Below are 17,794 nucleotides of genomic sequence, written 5' to 3' on the forward strand. Positions count from 1 at the left end.
CGGACTGTACCAGGACGGCCGATGCGCCTGTCAAACCACCCCCGGTGTGGGGACGAAGAGGCGCCTCGTCAACGTGGGCCCGTGGGCAGGACGACACGCCCGAAGGTCGTGCTCAGCACTCCGGCAGCGGAGGTGTACCAGGCACCGGCGGCAGCGGCGAGTCCGAGATAGCCACCGACCCTCGTCAGACCGGTCTGCTCCAGCAGCGCTCCGAGGGTGAGGAAGACGAAGGCGGCGAGGAGCACCGAGAAGGTGACGAAGAGCGCTGCGCTGATCCGGGTACTGGCGAACCACATGTAGACGGTGAAGATGGTCCAGGCCAGCAGGAAGATGCCTACCCCGACGTGCCGCTCGGCACCCATCTCCTCTGCGGTGTAGGTGACCAGATACCAGAAGCTCAGCCAGAACGCCCCGTACGAGCTGAACGCCGTCGCCCCGAAGACGTTGCCCTTCAGAAACTCCCACATTCCGGCGGCGAGCTGTGTGAGGCCGCCGTAGAACAATGCCACCCCGAAGACGGCGGCTTCCGCCTCCACCGAGATGAACCCGGCGTTGGCGCAGGACAGGATGAACGTCGTGAGGGCGAAGGCTGCCAGACCCAAGGGTCCGGGATCGGCGATGTGGGCGCCTCGGTGAACGGGGACCGCGATTTCGTTGGGGTCGTCTTCGGTGTACGACATCCGCCGGCTTCCTTCACGGGAGAAGTGCCCGACGCAGGCTCCCGGGCTCCTTCGGATGGTTCGAACACTTCCAGTGTGCGCCTCGGGAACCGGTGTGCGTGCGGCAAACGGGAAGCCGATTTCCGGGAGCGATCGACCTCTCGAACTTCTAATGTGGCGAGCATGAGCACGCACGTCGTCCGCAGCCGCCATGTCGCTCGGGTCGTCCGATGCCCACCGCGCCGGGTCTACGAGTTCGCCGCGGATCCCGACAACCTGCCGAAGTGGGCGGCCGGTCTGGCGCGGAGCGAGGTGCGGCGGGTCGGCGACACTCTCGTCGCGGACTCCCCGATGGGCGAGGTCACCGTGCGGTTCGTCGGCGCCAACGACTACGGGGTGCTCGACCACGAGGTGACACTGCCGTCGGGGACGAGGGTGCACAACCCGATGCGGGTACTCCCCCATCCGGACGGTGCCGAAGTCGTCTTCACCGTCCGGCAGATCGAACTGACCGATGACGAGTTCGACCGCGACACGCGCATGGTGGAAGAGGACCTCGCGCGACTCGCGGCGCTCCTCGAGTCGTGACCCTTCGGAACAGGAGAACGTGAATGGCCCGCAAGATCGCCACCAACACCGCAGTCGGCCTGCAGGAACTGCTGGACTTCGTCCGGCCCCGGCACCGGATGATCCTCATGACGCAGCGCGACGACGGCACACCGCAGGCCTCCCCCGTCACCGGCGGCGTCGACGACAGCGGACGCATCGTGATCGCGACCTATCCCCGGCGCGCCAAGACCCGCAACGCCCGCAGCCGGCCCGAGGTCGGTGTCGTCGTGCTGTCCGACGACTGGAACGACGCGTGGGTGCAGGTCGACGGAACCGCGGAGGTGATCGATGCCCACGACGACGTCGAACCGTTCGTCGAGTACTTCCGCAACATCGCCGGGGAGCATTCGGACTGGGACGAGTACCGGCAGGCCATGCGCGATCAGGGCAAGTCGCTGATCCGGATCACCCCGACCCGCTGGGGTCCGGTGGCCACGGGAGGCTTCCCGCCCGAACTGGCGTAGATACTTCACTGCCCTGCGTCGACCACGTGCCCCGCGATCCGTCGCAGGGGCACGTTGCGTTCCTGGGACAACTTCCGGAGCAGGACGAACGCGTCGTCGGCACCCACCGCGAAGCGTTCCATGAGCATGCCCTTCGCCTGCCCGATGACATCGCGGGACGCGAGTGCGTCGCGCAACTGTTCCTCCTGACGGGAGGCGACCAGCGCGATCGCCGCGTGGGTCGCCAGGCTCGTGCCCACATCGATGCTGTGCTCGTCGAACGCTTCCGCACGAGAACTGTGTACGTGCAGCGCTCCGTGGACCTCGTCGGTGTACAGGCACAGCACCAGCGTCAATCCGACACCGGCAGCCGAGGATTCGGAAGAGACGGCGGGCCAACGACTCTCACGTCGCATATCGGTGACGAGAACCGTACTTCCCTCCCGCATCGACTCCACGCAGGGACCATCACCCGCTTCCCGCTGCAGTGCATCGACCACGCTCGGCAGCGGCCCGGTCGCGGCGCGGGATTCGAAGCGCAGGCCGGACGTACGCACCGTGATGCCGGCCTGCTCGGCACCCGGGACCAGCTCGACGGCCGCCGAGGTGATCAGGTGCAGGGTGTCGTCGAGACATGCGGATTCGGCGCGCATCCTGCGCGCCACCTCGTCGATCGAACAACGCCATCGCCCTTCGGGCCGTGCGCCGCTCGACCGCTCCCTGTTGCCGACCTCCCCCGATGCCACGCCACATACTTGCATCGGCCTCCCGGCGTGCCGAAAGACCCTAGTGCGAAGAGCCGGTCGTACCGGTCACGAGCGGCCGGCGGTCTACCGCCACGGCACGCGTTCCGGGTCGCGCAGCATCCGCCGTGCCGTGGACATCCGGTGCACCTCGTCGGGGCCGTCGTAGATACGGGCGTAGCGCGCCCGCCGGTACATCCCCTCGAGCGGCGTGTCGGCGGTGAGACCGAGCGCCCCGTGCACCTGGATCGCACGGTCGACGACATCGTGCAGCATCTGCGCGCCGCGGAACTTGATGAGTCCGATCCGGACCCGGGCGTCCTCCCCCGCATCCATCACCCGCGCGGCGTCCAGCGTCATCAGACGGGCGGCCTGGATGTCGGCAGCGGATTCGGCGATGTAGCGCTGGATCTCGCCCTTCTCGGCGAGCAGCGATCCGTGGGCGAAGCGGGAGTTGGCGCGGGCACACATGAGTTCGAAGGCCCGTTGGGCCTGGCCGAGCCATCGCATGCAGTGGAAGATCCGTCCCGGTCCGAGCCGGTCCTGTGCGACGACGAAGCCGTTGCCGCGTTCACCGAGCACGTTCTCCTCGGGAACCCGCACACCGTCGTACCGCACCTCGTAGTGATCGCTCGGGTCGTGCCCCATCGTGGGGATCGCCCGCACGATCTCGAGTCCGGGCGTGCCGATGGGCACGATGATCGCGCTGATACTGCGGTGCAGCGGCGTCGACTCGGGTTCGGTCCGGGCGAAGACCGTGCAGTAGCCGGCCTGCGCGGCGCCGGTGGTGAACCACTTGTGCCCGTCGATCACCCATTCGCCGTTCTCGAGCCGGGCGGTGGTCTGCACGAGCACGGGGTCGGATCCCGCCACGTCCGGCTCGGTCATGCCGACGGAGGGCAGGATGTCGCCGGAGACGAGCCCGGGGATCCAACGCTCACGTTGTTCGGCGGTGCCGTGACGCTGGATCATCAGGGCGTCCTGCATGGACACCGATCCCACCGCGAGCTGACCGTACTCGGAGCGCCCGATGATCTCGTTGAGGTAGACGAAGTCGAGGAAGGGAACCCCGCCCCCGCCCATCTCCTCGGGATGCCCCAGAGCCCACAGCCCGAGTTCCTTCGCCCTGGCCTTCAGTCCGGCGAGCGCCTCGGCGGCCTTGTCGTCGTGGCGGCTCAGGACGGGTTCGAGAGGAATCACCTCGTCGTCGATGAACGAACGCATGCGGGTGCACAGCTCGGCCACCCGCCCTTCGGGCCGGTTCGCAGTCATGCCCGCCAATCTATCGGCGTACACGTGCACTCACATAGCGTTCCGTCCGGTCCGGGTGTGGAAATCCGTCCGCCGGGGCATTCTGGGGCGAGTCCACCCTGCGACGCGACGAGCACGGAGGTGCCATGCCGGATCCGTCCGACCGAGTACCCGAATACGAACACACCGAAGACGGTCATCTCGTCGAGAGCCGGGCCGAGGACTTCGCCCATGCGCGCAGCCTGCCCGTCGATCCGGACTGGTTCAAGACCGCGGTGTTCTACGAGGTCCTCGCCCGCGCTTTCAACGACTCGAACAACGACGGCACCGGCGACCTGCGGGGGCTGACCGAGAAACTCGACTACATCGCGTGGCTCGGTGCCGACTGCATCTGGCTGCCGCCCTTCTACGATTCACCGCTCCGGGACGGCGGTTACGACATCCGCGACTTCCGTGCCGTCCTACCGGAATTCGGCACGGTCGAGGATTTCGTGACCTTCCTCGACGAGGCGCACAAACGCGGTATCCGCGTCATCACCGACCTCGTCATGAACCACACGTCCGATACGCACGCGTGGTTCCAGGAATCGCGGAGCGACCCCGACGGGCCGTACGGCGACTTCTACGTGTGGTCGGATGTCGACGACCGATACCAGGAAGCCCGCATCATCTTCGTCGACACCGAGACGTCCAACTGGACGTGGGATCCGGTGCGCAAGCAGTACTACTGGCACCGGTTCTTCTCGCACCAGCCCGACCTGAACTACGACAACCCCGAGGTACAGGACGCGATGCTCGACGTCCTGCGCTTCTGGCTCGATCTCGGCATCGACGGGTTCCGCCTCGACGCGGTCCCCTATCTGTTCGAGCGCGAGGGGACCAACTGCGAGAACCTCCCCGAGACGCACGCCTTCCTCAAGAAGTGCCGTGCGGTGATGGATGCCGAATATCCCGGCCGGGTGATGCTGGCGGAGGCGAACCAGTGGCCCACCGACGTCGTCGAGTACTTCGGCGAGCCCGAGATCGGCGACGAGTGCCACATGGCCTTCCACTTCCCGCTGATGCCGCGCATCTTCATGGCGGTGCGGCGACAGAACCGTTTCCCGATCTCGGAGATCCTCGCCCAGACCCCGCCGATCCCGAAGACCGCCCAGTGGGGCATCTTCCTCCGCAACCACGACGAGCTGACCCTCGAGATGGTGACGGACGAGGAACGCGACTACATGTATGCCGAGTACGTCACCGACCCGCGGATGCGCGCCAACATCGGCATCCGCCGTCGTCTGGCGCCGTTGCTGGAGAACGACCGCAACCAGCTCGAGCTCTTCACCGCCCTGTTGCTGAGCCTGCCGGGCTCCCCCGTCCTGTACTACGGCGACGAGATCGGCATGGGCGACAACATCTGGCTCGGCGACCGCGACGCGGTGCGGACCCCGATGCAGTGGACCCCCGACCGCAACGCGGGCTTCTCCCGCGCCGACCCGGGCCGGCTGTACCTGCCGGTGATCATGGATCCCACCTACGGGTACCAGGCGGTGAACGTCGAATCGCAGATGAACTCGACGAACTCGCTGTTGCACTGGACGCGTCGCATGATCCAGGTCCGCAAGCAGCATCCCGCCTTCGGCAAGGCCTCGTTCACCGAACTCGGCAGCGCGAATCCCGCGATCCTGTCCTATCTGCGCGAGATGTCGCCCGGCCCGGAACGCAACTACAGCGACGTCATCCTGTGCGTGAACAACCTGTCGCGCTATCCGCAGGCGGTCGTCCTCGATCTGTCGCGCTTCGCCGGGTGGATCCCGGTGGAGCTGACCGGGTCCGTCCCGTTCCCGACGATCACGGAGGAGGGGTACATGATCACCCTGCCCGGTCACGGATTCTTCTGGTTCGCCCTGCAACCCGATCCGTCGAAGGAGGGACCGGGCGAACACCCGGTGAGCAGCGAAGCGGAAGCGGCGGTGCAGCCGTGACGACCAACAACGAGCTCTACCCGGACGAACGGCTCGTCGAGGATCTGCGCGAATGGATGCCGCACCAGCGATGGTTCGCGGCCAAGGGCCACACCATCACCGGGATCGGTGTCGTCCTTCGTCATCCGCTCGTGGAAGAGGCCGGTTTCGGGGCCGACCACCTGATCGTGAAGGTCTCGTTCGACTCGACCGCGGACCAGATCTATCAGGTGCCCCTCGGTTTCCGTTCCCATCTCCCCGAGGAACTGCAGTCGTGGAGCGTGGTCGGCCCCGACGACTCCCACGACCACGGCCTGCACGTCTACGACGGCCTCCGCGATCAGGAGATCCTCGACCGGTATTCGCGCAATCTGGCGAGCGGCACCCCCGCCGGCCCGGTGGATCTCCACACCGTGCCGGGCGCGGTCATCGAACCGGGCCTGCGTGGGCGTGCGCTGAGCGCGGAGCAGTCCAACACCTCTGTGGTCCTCGGAGAGAAGTTGCTGCTCAAGATGTTCCGTCGGCTCACGCTCGGCATCAATCCGGACGTCGAGCTGCCGCTCGCGCTCGGCGAGGACGGATGTCGGTCGATCGCCCCGATCCGGGCGTGGATCGAAGCGGAGGTGGACGGGGTCCGCACCACGCTGGCGATGGTGCAGGATTTCGCGGCGAACTCGGCCGACGGCTGGTCGATGGCGCTCGGCAGTGTCCGGGACCTGCTCCTCGAAGGAGACCTGCGTGCCGACGAGGTGGGCACCGACTTCGCTGGGGAATCCCATCGCATCGGTGCGGCCGTGGCGGATGTGCACGCCCATCTCGGCTCCGCGCTCGGCACCGACGAGCGCGCCGCCGCCGAACTGGCCGAGGGCATGATCCGCCGGCTCGAGGGTGCAGCGGCCGAGGTCCCCGAGCTCGCCGAACTCACCGACGCGGTCCGGGCCCGGTTCGAGGAGGTCGCGGCGCTGGGTCAGGTTCCGGTGCACCGCATCCACGGCGACCTGCATCTCGGGCAGGTGCTGCGCACCCCGGAGCGCTGGTTGCTCATCGACTTCGAGGGCGAACCCGCGAAGTCCCTCGAGGAGCGCCGCAAACCCGACAGTCCGTTCCGGGACGTGGCGGGAATGCTGCGGTCGTTCGACTACGCCGCGCACCACTCGATCCGTGAATCCGAACAGGGCACGGCGGTGGAGTCGCAGCGGGAGTTCCGGGCCCGGGAGTGGGCCGAACGCAACTGCGCCGCCTTCTGCGACGGCTACGCGGCCGCCTCGGGCACGGATCCGCGGGACTCCGACGTCCTGCTGCGCGGTTACGAGCTCGACAAGGCGGTCTACGAGGTGGTCTACGAGGCACGGCACCGTCCCTCGTGGCTGCATCTGCCGCTCGAGGCGATCCGTCGTCTCACCGCCCGCTGACCACCGCCCGAACGCGGGACGGGGAGAGATGCCGTGGCATCTCTCCCCGTCCTCGTCGTGCGGGTCAGCTCACCTGGAGCAGCAGTTCGTCCTCGACGACGTCCGCCGTGACCCGGTTGCCCTCGGCGAGCGCGTCGTCGAGCAGCATGTCGGCGATGCGGTCGTCGACCACCCGGGAGATCGAGCGGCGCAACGGACGGGCACCGAACTCGGGCTGGTGACCGTTGCGGGCGATCCACGCCACCGCGTCGGCGGTGAACTCCAGATCGATCCCCTTGCTCTGCAGCCGCTTCCGGCTGTCGTCGAGCAGCAGCTCGGTGATCCGATGCAGCTGGTCGTCGTCGAGCTTGCGGAACATCACGATCTCGTCGATGCGGTTGAGGAACTCCGGCCGCATCGATTCGCGCAGCCGTCCCATGACCCGATCGCGCAGCGGCTTCTCGGCCGCCTCGGCGTCACCGGTGGTGAAGCCGAGCGCGCCACCGCGGCTCGAGATGATGTCCGAACCGAGGTTGCTGGTCATGATGACGACGGTGTTGGTGAAGTCCACCGTGCGTCCCTCACCGTCGGTGAGGCGACCGTCGTCGAGGACCTGCAGCAGCGTGTTGAACACGTCCGGGTGCGCCTTCTCGATCTCGTCGAGCAGCACCACCGAGTAGGGGTGACGACGCACCTGTTCGGTGAGCTGCCCGGCCTCGCCGTAGCCGACGTAACCGGGAGGGGCGCCGACGAGACGGCTCACGGTGTGGCGTTCGCCGAACTCGCTCATGTCGACGCGCAGCATGGTGCGCTCGTCACCGAAGAGAACCTCGGCGAGTGCCTTCGCGAGCTCGGTCTTGCCGACGCCGGTGGGACCGAGGAACAGGAAGCTGCCCACCGGACGACGCGGGTCGCTCATGCCGGAGCGGCTGCGCCGCACGGCGCGTGCCACGGCGTGGACGGCTTCGTCCTGCCCGACGACACGCTTGTGCAGCTCGTCCTCGAGAGTGCGCAGCCTCTCCTTCTCGGCACGGGTCATCTGCGAGGCGGGGACCCCGGTGGCCCGCGAGACGATCTCGGCGATCAGCTCGGGGTCGACGGTGGGAGTTCCCTCGCCGTCGCCCTCACCACCATCGATCCGCGTCTGGATGCGCAGGATCTCGTCGCGGATGCGCGAGGCCTCCTCGTACTGTTCGGCCTCGACCGCGCGATCCTTCTCGGCTTCGAGTTCGTCCAGCCGCGAACGCAGTTCGGTCACGTCGGTGCGCGGCACCCGCAGGCGCAGTCGTGCACCGGCCTGGTCGACGAGGTCGATCGCCTTGTCCGGCAGGTGCCGGTCGGGCAGGTACCGCATCGACAGGTCGACGGCCGCTTCGAGCGCTTCGTCGGTGTACCGGACCTTGTGGAACTCGGCGTACCGATCGGCGAGACCCTTCAGGATCGCGACGGCGTCGTCGCGGGCGGGCTCGTCGACCGTGACCGGCTGGAAACGACGTTCGAGTGCCGGATCCTTCTCGATGTGCTTGCGGTACTCGTCGAGGGTGGTCGCACCGACGACGTGCAGTTCACCGCGGGCGAGCTTCGGCTTGAGGATGTTCGCCGCGTCCATCGCGCCCTCGTTGCCGGCGCCCGCGCCGACGACGGTGTGGATCTCGTCGATGAAGACGATGAGCTTCCCCTGCTGGGCGGTGATCTCGTCGAGTGCCGCGGTGAGGCGTTCCTCGAAGTCGCCCCGGTAGCGGGTTCCGGCGACCATCGCCGTCAGGTCGAGCTGGACGATCCGCTTGTCCTGCAGGATGTCCGGGACGTCGCCGTCGACGATGCGCTGGGCGAGTCCTTCGACGATGGCGGTCTTGCCGACGCCGGCCTCACCGACGAGCACCGGGTTGTTCTTGGTGCGTCGGGCGAGGATCTCGATCGTCTGCTCGATCTCGTCGGCACGGCCGATGACGGGGTCGATGCCGCCGCCGCGGGCCCGCTCGGTGAGGTCGACGCCGAACTTGTCGAGCGTCGGCGTCGGGGTTTCCTCCGCGACGGGAGCTGCGGGGGTGGGCTGCAACGCGGTCTGCAACGACTGCGGCGTCACGCCCAGCGATGCCAGCAGACGTCCAGGAGCGCGGGTCTGGTCGGCCGCGAGCGTGAAGAACAGGTGCTCGGGGTCGATGTAGGTGGAGCCGAGCGCACGCGAGAGCTGGTGCGCTTCGAGGAGTGCGGTCTTCACTGCACCGGTCAGTGCGGGTGCGGAGACGGCCTCACCGGGGCGGCTCTGCGGCAGCCGCTGGTCGACGGCGGCAGCGACGTCGGCGGGGTCGGCTCCGGCGCGCGTCATGACCGTGCGGGACGGATCCTGCTCCGCCATCGCGCGAAGGAGGTGCAGCACGTCGAGTTCCGCGTCACCACGGTCGGTGGCGTAACGCGCTGCGTGGGCGAGGAGGTCCTGGGTACCGCGGCTCATGAAACGTGTGATGTCGATTCGGCCGGGGCCACCAGGCCCGAAGAATGCCGGCATTCCGAAGCCTTTCTGTCGAACTTGAGCCATTCTCACTCAACTAACGTGCCCAGAGTTCTCTCAATTCCCACATGGAAGTGATCTGGAACACGTATCGAGTTGTGGCCATTAATGTTGTGCACAACAAAACGGGGCGCTACATTCATTCCCGTGCCGTCTCCACTCGAACTCGACCAGCAGGTGTGCTTCGCGCTCTACCGCGCCTCCCGCACCATCACGGCCGCCTATCGGCCGCATCTCGATCGGCTGGGCATCACCTACCCGCAGTACCTCGTGCTCCTGGCACTGTGGGAACGCGACGCGCGAGGCGTGCAGGATCTGTGCGACTCGCTCGATCTCGACACGGGCACACTGTCCCCCCTGCTCAAACGGCTCGAGGCCGCCGGATACGTCGAACGACGCCGGCAGCAGACCGACGAACGTCGTGTCGTCGTCCACCTCACCGAAGCGGGAGATGCACTCCGGACAGAGGCCGCGGACATCCCCGGCTGCGTGACGCGGGACAGCCGGTTCGACGTCGACGAACTGGTCGCGCTGCGCGAGACGCTCCACCGCCTGACCGCCGCGTTGCAGGAAGCACCCGGCGCACTCTCGAAGAAAGGCAGGACATCGTGAACATCATCTACACCGCCGAAGCACTCGCCACCGGAGCAGGCCGCGACGGCCACGCCCGCACCAGCGACGGCAAGCTCGACGTCGACCTGTCCATCCCCACCGAGATGGGCGGCAGCGGCAAGGGCACCAACCCCGAACAGCTCTTCGCCGCCGGATACGCCGCGTGCTTCCACTCGGCGCTGCAGATGATCGCCCGGCAGGAGAAGGCGGACGTCAGCGACTCCGCGGTCGGCGCCCGTGTCGGCATCGGCCCTACCGACGGCGGCGGATTCGGTCTTGCCGTCACCCTCGAGGTGACCCTGCCGAACCTCCCCCGCGAGCAGGCGCTCGAGCTCACCGAGAAGGCCCACCAGGTGTGCCCGTACTCCAACGCCACCCGCGGAAACATCGACGTCACCCTCGAGGTGACGGACGACTGAGTCATCCCCGAGGGGTGACGAGCGAGTGACGTGCCCCTGCGCTGCGCACGTGTCCACGCCGACCCGTAGCGTGGACATGTGCGCACGCAGGACCGGTCGCAGCTCTCGCTGTTCGCGACCGAACTCGATTTTCCCCTCGACGACTTCCAGGTCGAGGCCTGCCGCGCCCTCGAGGACGACCGCGACGTGCTGGTGTGCGCTCCCACTGGGGCGGGCAAGACCGTCGTCGGTGAATTCGCCGCCCGTCTCGCACTCTCAGCGGGCGGACGCTGCTTCTACACCACCCCCATCAAGGCGCTGAGCAACCAGAAATATCTCGACCTGTCGCGCCGGTTCGGCGACGACCGGGTCGGTCTGCTCACCGGCGACATCTCGCTGGACCCGCACGCGCCTGTGGTCGTCATGACCACCGAAGTGCTGCGCAGCATGCTGCACGGCGGCTCTCCGCTCCTGCACGGACTCACCCACGTCGTCATGGACGAGGTGCACTATCTCGCCGACCGCGAACGCGGCGCGGTGTGGGAGGAAGCGATCCTCTCGCTCCCCGACGACGTGCGGCTGACCAGCCTGTCGGCCACGGTGAGCAACGCCGAGGAGTTCGGTGGCTGGCTGCGCGGCGTCCGCGGCCACCTCGCGATCGTCGTCGAGGAGACCCGGCCCGTCCCGCTCACCCAGCACATGCTCGCCGGTGGGCGGCTGTTCGACCTGCTGTCCCCGTCCGGCACCGTCGACGAGACCCTCGAGCGGTACATCGCCCACCGTCAGCTCGTCGAGGCCGCGCCCGGCCCCGCGACCGGCCGTGGACGACGACGGCGACGTGCACGCGGAGCACCCGGACCGGCCGGTGCCGACCTGCCCGAGGTCGTCGCCCGGCTCGAGGCCGAACAACTGTTGCCGGCCATCTGGTTCCGGTTCAGCCGCAACGGCTGCGACGACGCCGTCACCGAATGCCTCGAATCGTCGGTCCGTCTCACCGAGGCGGCCGACGTCGCCGAGATCCGTGCGGTCGCCGACCGGCACACCGCCGCCCTGCCGCCTGCCGATCTCGACGCCGTCGGTCACACAGAGTGGCTCGAAGGACTCGAACGCGGTTTCGCCGCGCACCACGCCGGCCTGATCCCGGCCTTCCGTCACACCGTCGAGGAGTTGTTCGCCCGCGGTCTCGTGCGGGTCGTGTTCGCCACCGAGACCCTCGCCGTGGGCGTGAACATGCCGGCGCGCACCGTCGTCCTCGAACGCCTTGTCAAACCCACCGCCGACGGACCGGTGCGCCTCTCCCCCGGCGAGTACACCCAGCTCACCGGTCGTGCCGGCCGGCGCGGCATCGACGTCGAAGGCCACGCCGTCGTGCTGTGGAGTCCCGAGGCCGCCCCCGCGACCGTCGCCGGCCTCGCCGGTGCACGCTCGTACCCGCTGCACAGTTCGCTGCGCGTGGGCTACAACACCGCGGTCAACCTGGTCGCCGGTCGCGGCATCCCCGGCTCCCGGGAGTTCCTGCGACGCTCGTTCGCCCAGTTCCAGGCCGAACGATCCGTCGCGGCGCTCACCGACGCCGTCCGCGCGAACACGACGGCGCTGCGTGATCTCGACACCGAACTCGGGGACGTCGAGGGCTTCACCGAGTACCGGCACCTGTGCGACCGACTCGCCGAGGCACGGCGCTCCGGTTCGGCCGAGCTGGTGACGTCGCTGGCACGGGCGGTGCGGTCGCATCCCGCGCATCGACGCGGCGACAGGGAGCGCCTTCTCGCTCTCTCGGCACGACGCGCCGCGGTGTACGGCGACACCGAACGGATGCGGTCGCAGATCGACACGGTCACCGGCCGCCTCGTCGAGACCTTCGATCGCACACTGGATCTGCTCGAGGAGCGGGGTTATCTGCTCCGCGACCCGATGGGCGGGTCGGCCTACGTCACCGACGACGGTCGTCGCCTGGGCCGGATCTACTGTGCGAACGACCTTCTCGTCGCCGAATGCGTGCGGACGGGCGCGTGGTCGGGGCTGACACCGGCCGAACTCGCCGCCGTCGCCTCGAGCGCTCTGGGCGAGACCCGGCGCCGCACCGTCGGAGTCCCGGGACGCACCACCCCGGCGATCGACGAGGCGCTGCGCGCCACCTCACGGCTGTGGAGCGAACTCGCCGGACGCGAAGAGCGTCTCGGCCTGGAAGTGGGGCCGGATCCGGATCCGATCGCCGTCGCCGCGATCCACCGCTGGGCACGCGGGGACGGACTCGCCGCCGCCCTGCGCACCGCATCGGATGCGGGGCTCTCGGCAGGCGATCTGGTCCGGCGTTATCTGCGCACCCTCGACCTCGTGGATCAGACCGGACTGTGCCGGCGCGACGATCTGCCGCCGGTCTCGTTCACCCTGACCTGAGAACTGCAGCCCTGCAGGACTGCAGCCCTGCAGGAGCTACGGCATCGACGCTCTAGGGCATCGAGTACTCGACGGAGCACAGCCGCTCGGACAGTTCCCACAACCTCCGCGCCAGGATCTCGTCGCGTGACCGCGAGGTGGACTGCACCCGCTTCGGCCGGCCGCGCATCTCGAAGAAGGAATCCGGCCCGTAGTAGCCGCCCGGTTCCGCCTCCGGCGAGGTCGCCGCGTAAAGAGTCGGGAGTGCGCCCTGCTGCGGGGACTGCCCGATGATGGGGGTGACGAGTTCGACGATCTTCCCGTGCCAGGACTCGCTGCGGTACTGCAGATTCGTCGACGAATAACCCGGATGTGCAGCAAGCGAACTCACGCTCGATCCGGCGGCGCTGAGGCGCCGCTGCAGTTCGTACGCGAACAACAAGTTCGCCAGCTTCGACTGCCCGTAGGCGAGCCACCGTTCGTAGCGGCGACGTTCCCAGTCGATGTCGTCGAGATCGATGCTGCCGATGCGGTGCATCGTGCTGCTGACCGTCACCACCCGGTCGGTGATGCGGTCGAGCAGCAACCCGGTGAGGGCGAAGTGGCCGAAGTGATTGGTCCCGATCTGCATCTCGAAACCGTCGGCCGTCCGCCGCAGCGGCACCGCCATGACACCGGCGTTGTTGACCAGGACGTCGATACGCTCGTGCCGGGCACGCGCCTCGTCGGCGAACGCACGGATCGACGAGAGATCCGCCAGGTCCAGACGGCGCACGGTCGCGCGGTCGCCGAGGTCGGCCGCGACCGCCTCACCCTTGGCGACATCGCGGCAGGCGAGCACCACCTCGGCACCGGCCCGCGCCAGCGCCCGGGCGGTCTCCGCACCGAGTCCGCTGTTGGCCCCCGTCACGACCATCGTGCGTCCCGACAGATCCGGAATATCGTTCGTGGTCCACCCCATGCCCGCCACCCTACGGACGCGCGCCGCGTGGCGACACCCCCGTTTCCGGCGTCGACGGGCCCGATGGATCGCGTCCTCGCCGTGGGGCGCACCTGCTCGTAGACTTCCCCGGAACTCACGACCGCAGGCGCGCGGGGGCGCATGCACGACAGGGAGGTTCCATCGATGGGGCACCACCCCGGACGTCCGGACCGCGAACTCGCCGCAGCGTTGCGGGACGGGGAGCCGGACGCCACGGCAGCGGTCTTCGATCGTTTCGCCCCCGGCTTGTACGCCTACGCGTGCGGCTTCGTCGCCGTGTCGTCGGCCTCGGACGTGGTGTACGACGCGGTCTGGACGGCGACCGCGCGGATCCGTTCGCTGCGCGACGAGAGCCTCCTGCGGGCCTGGCTCTACGCCGTGGTCCGCGCCGAATGTATCCGCGTGCTCGAGCGCACCGGCTCCGCCCTCGAATATCTCCCCGCGGCCGACCCCGCCTATCAGGCCGCCTCCGAGGTGCTCGACGTCCGTGAGGCGGTCCACCTGCTCGACGGCACCGCCCGCGAGGTCGTCGACCTCACGGTCCGGCATCACTTCTCGTCCCACGAGATCGAGGCAATGCTCGGCTCCGGCGGCGACGGACGTGTCCTCGCCCATGCGCAGGACTTCGTCGACCGTGCGGTGCCCCGGGTGCCGAACGCTCTCGGAACGTTCTCGCTTCTCCCCTTCACTCCCCTACCCGCGCACCTGCGGGGACGGCTGCTCGCGGTGCAGCCCTCGGAGGCGGAACTGATCGATCTCGGGCGCCGCCTCGAACCGCTGGACCGGGAGGGCTTCCCCCGTCGCGATCGCCGGGCGAAGCGCACCGTTCCCGTCATCGCGGCATCGGTGGCGGTGTTCGCGGTGCTGGGTGTCGGCGCATTGTTCGTGTTCCCGCAGGCCGAGCCCGTCGAGCGACAGGTCCTGCGTCCTGCCGCCGAGCCGACACTCGACATGGGGTCGCCGGTCGCGACGACCACGACCGCAGCGACGACCGAGACCACGACCACCGAGGCCGCGGAGACGACGACGGAGGAACCCGAGGTCGAGGCACCGGTGGTGACCATCACCTCGGCACCGACCGCCGAGCCGGATGCGGAATCCACCGCCGCCCCCACCACCACGGCGACGTCGACCGCCGGTGGTTTCACCAGGCGCGGCGGGCCCGGACGCGACACCGAGCCGGACGAGGACCGCCCCCGCCGGGACACCGAGGAGAGCGACGCGCCGAACACGGGGACGCCTCGCCCCACCACGGGTACGCCCACCACGCCGCGGCCGATGCCGACGCTGCCGACCTTCCCTCCGCGCGGCGGCGCGTGAGGGCGCATCCCTGTCACGCAGCGGAGACGAGGACGTAACACGACGGGTCTACCTTCGCGGAGTCGAGCACTCGCATTCCGGTGACGAAGGAGGACCCGGTCGTGGCACCACGCCGTAGATCCGCGTTGCTGGACGAGCTCCGCGTCGACGTACCGGGCCGCCCACAGGACGTGATCCTCGAGGAGCTGCGCCGCGCCTTCCTCTCCGGAGCCGCACCCCCGGGCACGCCGATCCCCGTCGGGGAGGTCGCAGAGTTGTTCGGGGTGAGCCGCATCCCGGTTCGGGAGGCACTCAAGACCCTCATCGGCGAAGGCCTCGTGACCCACCGGCAGAACCACGGATACATCGTCGCCCAGCTGACGATCGCGGAGCTGCGCGAGATGTACCTCGTCCGTGAGACTCTCGAATCGGCGTCGCTCGCGGCGGCCGTGCGCAACGCCACCGAGGAGGACGACCGGCGCGTCGAGGAGTCGCATCGAATTCTCGAACGCGCTGTGCAGGAAAGCGACTCGCGTGGTTATCACCGCGAGAGCCGCGTCTTCCACATGGCCCTCACCAGGCCGTCCCGCATGCACCGCCTGCTGCACATGCTCGAATATGCCTGGAACATCACCGAACCCGTGCAGCCGATGGTGCACGTGAGCGATTCCGAGCGCGCCGAACTCCACCGCGAGCACGAGGCGATGCTCACCGCTTTCCTGGCGCGCGACACCGACGCGCTGCTCGCGGCGTCCGAACACCACAACCGGCATCTCGACGTCGCCATCTCCGGCCTCACCGCCGAATCCGGCCTGCTTCCCGCCGAAGATATACATTTCGGGTAACTCCCCGGCAATATCGCCCCGTTACGGTCTGCACATCGGAATTCACCACTGCCGTTGATGTTCCGTCGATCGATTCGACTCCGCCCACCGGCCTCGCACCGGGGCACGGGCGGCTCCCCCTCGCACAGGAGCAGGCATGACCGAAGTGCTGACACCGAGCGCCGGTAGCGTCCCCACCGCACCCCCGCCGCCCACGACCGGATACGACCCGCGGCTGACCAACGACGACCTCGCCCCGCTGAAGAACCAGCGGTGGGGCTCGTACAACATCTTCGCGTTCTGGATGTCCGACGTCCACAGCGTGGGTGGGTACGTCACCGCCGGCAGCCTGTTCGCTCTCGGTCTGGCCAGCTGGCAGGTCCTCGTGGCCCTGCTCGTGGGCATCACGATCGTCTACTTCTTCTGCAATCTCGTCGCCAAACCCAGCCAGGTCACGGGCGTGCCCTATCCGGTGATCTGCCGCAGCGTCTTCGGCGTTCTCGGCGCGAACATCCCCGCGATCATCCGCGGCCTGATCGCGGTGGCGTGGTACGGGATCCAGACCTTCCTCGCCTCGGCAGCACTGGACGTGGTACTGATCAAGCTGTTCCCCTCGCTCGCGCCGTACGCGGTGGTCGAGGACTACGGATTCGCCGGCCTGTCCGCACTCGGATGGGTCAGCTTCCTGACGCTCTGGGTGCTGCAGGCCTGCGTGTTCTGGCGCGGCATGGAGTCGATCCGACGGTTCATCGACTTCTGCGGCCCTGCCGTCTACGTCGTGATGTTCCTGCTGTGCGGTTACCTGATCTCCCAGGCCGGTTGGAGCGCGATCGATCTGACCCTCGGCGAGGTCACGCACACCGGATGGTCGTCGGTGCCGGTCATGCTCGGCGCGATCGCCCTGGTGGTCTCGTACTTCTCCGGTCCGATGCTCAACTTCGGCGACTTCTCCCGGTACGGGAAGTCCTACGCCGCCGTCAAGAAGGGCAACTTCCTCGGTCTGCCGGTGAACTTCCTGGTCTTCTCGCTGCTCGTGGTGATCACCGCGTCGCTCACGCTGCCTGTCTACGGCGAATTGATCACCGACCCCGTCGAGACCGTCGCCCGCATCGATTCGACCTTCGCGATCGTGCTCGGCGCGCTGACCTTCGCCATCGCCACGATCGGCATCAACATCGTCGCGAACTTCATCTCGCCGGCCTTCGACTTCTCGAACGTCAGCCCGCAGAAGATCAGCTGGCGCGCCGGCGGCATGATCGCCGCGGTGGGCTCGGTGCTCATCACCCCGTGGAATCTGTACAACAACCCCGAGGTCATCCACTACACCCTGGAAACCCTGGGCGCGTTCATCGGTCCGCTGTTCGGCATCCTCATCGCCGACTATTACCTCGTGCGCAAGCAGAAGGTGATCGTCGACGACCTCTTCACGATGTCGGAGAAGGGTGCGTACTTCTACCGCAAGGGCTACAACCCGGCCGCGGTGATCGCGACCGTCGTCGGCGCCGTGATCGCGATGATCCCCGTGCTGTTCAACGATGCTCCCGGCATGGGAACCGCCGCCCAGTACAGCTGGTTCATCGGCTGCGGTCTCGGCTTCGTCGTCTACCACCTGCTCGCGACCCGTACCCGCCTCGCAGTCCGTCTCCCCGACCGGGTCGCACAGGAAGCAGGCTGATCCTCCATGTTCATCAAGGTCGTCAACCCGAACACCACGTGGTCGATGACCGCCACGATCGAGGCGTG

General features: G+C 68.1%; 15 protein-coding genes. 10 read left to right on the top strand and 5 right to left on the bottom strand.

Going from position 1 to position 17,794, the window contains the following annotated elements; genetic code table 11:
- Positions 1-68 precede the first annotated feature (68 nt).
- Positions 69-680 (bottom strand): acetate uptake transporter, encoded by a 612-nt coding sequence (locus ACNJ7K_RS17305; protein WP_487041988.1) that lies wholly within the window; start codon positions 678-680, stop codon positions 69-71.
- 162 nt (positions 681-842) lie between these two features.
- Here ACNJ7K_RS17305 and ACNJ7K_RS17310 point away from each other — a divergent pair, with 162 nt between their 5' ends.
- Positions 843-1,247 carry an SRPBCC family protein gene (locus ACNJ7K_RS17310; protein ID WP_487041989.1) on the top strand — a complete coding sequence of 135 codons (405 nt, stop codon included), beginning with the start codon at positions 843-845 and terminating at the stop codon, positions 1,245-1,247.
- A gap of 23 nt (positions 1,248-1,270) precedes the next feature.
- Complete coding sequence (locus ACNJ7K_RS17315; RefSeq protein ID WP_016695676.1) at positions 1,271-1,732, top strand: PPOX class F420-dependent oxidoreductase; 462 nt, start codon at positions 1,271-1,273, stop codon at positions 1,730-1,732.
- A gap of 5 nt (positions 1,733-1,737) precedes the next feature.
- On the opposite strand, the gene ACNJ7K_RS17320 is transcribed toward ACNJ7K_RS17315, so the two are convergent.
- Together ACNJ7K_RS17320 and ACNJ7K_RS17325 are read right to left on the bottom strand one after the other, a co-directional pair.
- Positions 1,738-2,364, bottom strand: a complete 627-nt coding sequence (locus ACNJ7K_RS17320; protein ID WP_487041990.1) for a GAF and ANTAR domain-containing protein — start codon at positions 2,362-2,364, stop codon at positions 1,738-1,740.
- Between the two features lie 177 nt (positions 2,365-2,541).
- Complete coding sequence (locus ACNJ7K_RS17325; protein ID WP_487041991.1) at positions 2,542-3,726, bottom strand: acyl-CoA dehydrogenase family protein; 1,185 nt, start codon at positions 3,724-3,726, stop codon at positions 2,542-2,544.
- 125 nt (positions 3,727-3,851) lie between these two features.
- Here ACNJ7K_RS17325 and treS point away from each other — a divergent pair, with 125 nt between their 5' ends.
- The gene (treS, locus tag ACNJ7K_RS17330; RefSeq protein ID WP_024103056.1) at positions 3,852-5,675 is read left to right on the top strand and encodes a maltose alpha-D-glucosyltransferase; all 1,824 of its coding nucleotides are present in this window, start codon (positions 3,852-3,854) and stop codon (positions 5,673-5,675) included.
- 56 nt (positions 5,676-5,731) lie between these two features.
- Positions 5,732-7,066, top strand: coding sequence for a maltokinase N-terminal cap-like domain-containing protein (locus ACNJ7K_RS17335; protein ID WP_230788591.1), 1,335 nt, complete (start codon positions 5,732-5,734; stop codon positions 7,064-7,066).
- 64 nt (positions 7,067-7,130) lie between these two features.
- Here ACNJ7K_RS17335 and ACNJ7K_RS17340 read toward each other — a convergent pair whose 3' ends face one another.
- Complete coding sequence (locus ACNJ7K_RS17340; RefSeq protein ID WP_230788109.1) at positions 7,131-9,554, bottom strand: ATP-dependent Clp protease ATP-binding subunit; 2,424 nt, start codon at positions 9,552-9,554, stop codon at positions 7,131-7,133.
- A gap of 150 nt (positions 9,555-9,704) precedes the next feature.
- Between ACNJ7K_RS17340 and ACNJ7K_RS17345 the strand changes: the two genes are divergently transcribed.
- From ACNJ7K_RS17345 to ACNJ7K_RS17355, 3 genes are all read left to right on the top strand, one after another.
- Positions 9,705-10,169, top strand: coding sequence for a MarR family winged helix-turn-helix transcriptional regulator (locus ACNJ7K_RS17345; RefSeq protein ID WP_024103053.1), 465 nt, complete (start codon positions 9,705-9,707; stop codon positions 10,167-10,169).
- Entirely contained in the window at positions 10,166-10,588 is a 423-nt protein-coding gene (locus tag ACNJ7K_RS17350; RefSeq protein WP_024103052.1) for an organic hydroperoxide resistance protein, read from the top strand. Before ACNJ7K_RS17345 ends, ACNJ7K_RS17350 begins: the two co-directional genes overlap by 4 nt.
- A gap of 78 nt (positions 10,589-10,666) precedes the next feature.
- The gene (locus ACNJ7K_RS17355) at positions 10,667-12,967 is read left to right on the top strand and encodes a DEAD/DEAH box helicase (RefSeq protein WP_268655195.1); all 2,301 of its coding nucleotides are present in this window, start codon (positions 10,667-10,669) and stop codon (positions 12,965-12,967) included.
- Positions 12,968-13,019: 52 nt separating this feature from the next.
- Here the strand turns inward: ACNJ7K_RS17355 and ACNJ7K_RS17360 are convergent, their stop codons facing one another.
- A complete protein-coding gene (locus tag ACNJ7K_RS17360; RefSeq protein WP_230788114.1) occupies positions 13,020-13,907 on the bottom strand; it encodes an oxidoreductase in 888 nt (295 codons plus the stop codon).
- Between the two features lie 165 nt (positions 13,908-14,072).
- Here ACNJ7K_RS17360 and ACNJ7K_RS17365 point away from each other — a divergent pair, with 165 nt between their 5' ends.
- The 3 genes from ACNJ7K_RS17365 to ACNJ7K_RS17375 all read left to right on the top strand — a co-directional run bounded on the left by ACNJ7K_RS17365 (position 14,073) and on the right by ACNJ7K_RS17375 (position 17,726).
- Positions 14,073-15,248 carry an RNA polymerase sigma factor gene (locus ACNJ7K_RS17365; protein WP_487041992.1) on the top strand — a complete coding sequence of 392 codons (1,176 nt, stop codon included), beginning with the start codon at positions 14,073-14,075 and terminating at the stop codon, positions 15,246-15,248.
- A gap of 101 nt (positions 15,249-15,349) precedes the next feature.
- Positions 15,350-16,072 (top strand): GntR family transcriptional regulator, encoded by a 723-nt coding sequence (locus ACNJ7K_RS17370; RefSeq protein ID WP_487041993.1) that lies wholly within the window; start codon positions 15,350-15,352, stop codon positions 16,070-16,072.
- A 136-nt stretch (positions 16,073-16,208) separates the two neighbouring features.
- The gene (locus ACNJ7K_RS17375; protein ID WP_230788122.1) at positions 16,209-17,726 is read left to right on the top strand and encodes an NCS1 family nucleobase:cation symporter-1; all 1,518 of its coding nucleotides are present in this window, start codon (positions 16,209-16,211) and stop codon (positions 17,724-17,726) included.
- Positions 17,727-17,794 lie beyond the last annotated feature (68 nt).

The organism is Rhodococcus shunpengi (assembly GCF_048381395.1).
Taxonomy (GTDB): domain Bacteria; phylum Actinomycetota; class Actinomycetes; order Mycobacteriales; family Mycobacteriaceae; genus Rhodococcus.